Here is a 688-nt window from a genome sequence, read left to right as displayed (position 1 = left end):
CAGGTGGGCGCGTGCGTCGGCCTGGTGCCGCAGCCCTATGACAGCGGCGAAAGCCAGGTCGACCAGGGGATCAGCAACAGGGCAACCGACGGGTGCGCGCGCTGCTGATCGAGATGGCGTGGACCTGGCTGCGCTACCAGCCCGGCAGTGCACTGACACAGTGGTTCAACCAGCGCACGCAGGGCACGGGGCCGAACCGCCGCGCGCGGCGCATCGCCATCGTCGCTGTCGCACGACGACTGGTGATTGCACTATGGCGCTACCTGAAGCACGGCGTTATTCCTGAGGGCGCGCAGATGAAACCCCTCTGACCTCGTATGCATAGCGAAAGTGATGCCGCGACAATCGGATCACTTGTTGTTCCCATGGTTGAAGTGGACATGCCCGTCGGATTCCTGGGTTGCCGACGCAACCGATTTCTAGATGGGGCACGTCACCCGGACAAGACTCCGGCGCAGCGCGCATGCAGGATAGGGCTGGCGAACCGGGCCAGCGGATAGAAGGTTGTGGGACGTTGGATCATCTCACGAGCGCCACGGGCTTCAGGCAGGGGGGACGTGAATTCGATTGCCGCAGTTGGCGAGCGCAATACCGCGCGCTCACCAACATACGAAAGCGCTCAATTCGGCCCACGTAGAAGGCGGAGGCGATGCAACGCAGAATGTGCCCACTACTTTTTCAGTGGGCA

General features: G+C 62.8%; 1 pseudogene. It reads left to right on the top strand.

The window, feature by feature from the left end:
* A pseudogene (locus AWB78_RS42940) lies at positions 1-311 on the top strand (transposase); the annotation flags it as partial.
* Between the last annotated feature and the right edge of the window lie 377 nt (positions 312-688).

It is taken from the genome of Caballeronia calidae, from assembly GCF_900044055.2.
GTDB classification, from domain to species: domain Bacteria; phylum Pseudomonadota; class Gammaproteobacteria; order Burkholderiales; family Burkholderiaceae; genus Caballeronia; species Caballeronia calidae.
Note: the sequence above shows the minus strand (reverse complement) of the source record. Positions and strands in the feature narration are given on the sequence as shown.